The organism is Anaerobacillus sp. 1_MG-2023 (assembly GCF_030547345.1).
GTDB lineage: Bacteria > Bacillota > Bacilli > Bacillales > Guptibacillaceae > Guptibacillus > Guptibacillus hwajinpoensis_B.
Window position 1 is genome coordinate 1 of the sequence record NZ_JAUORD010000084.1, and the last position, 285, is coordinate 285.

Sequence of the window (285 nt, forward strand, 5' to 3'; positions counted from 1 at the left end):
CATCGGCGCTGAAGAGCTTAACTTCCGTGTTCGGCATGGGAACGGGTGTGACCTCTTCGCCATCATTACCAGACTAATCAAAGGTTGTTCCACTAGAAAGTGTTTAACCAAGGACAAGATATATCTTACTATAATTCTTTGTAAAGATCAAGAAAAATTTTCATTCCTTGAAAACTAGATAGCACGCACAACGTTTTCCAATTTAATCGGTTAAGCCCTCGATCGATTAGTATTCGTCAGCTCCACGTGTTGCCACGCTTCCACCCCGAACCTATCTACCTCATC

The 285-nt window shown here is 42.8% G+C and carries 1 rRNA gene; it reads right to left on the minus strand.

Features of this window, described 5'->3' with window-relative positions:
- Positions 1-73: ribosomal RNA gene (gene rrf / locus Q4550_RS23365) — 5S ribosomal RNA — on the minus strand; the annotation flags it as partial.
- Positions 74-285: the final 212 nt, after the last annotated feature.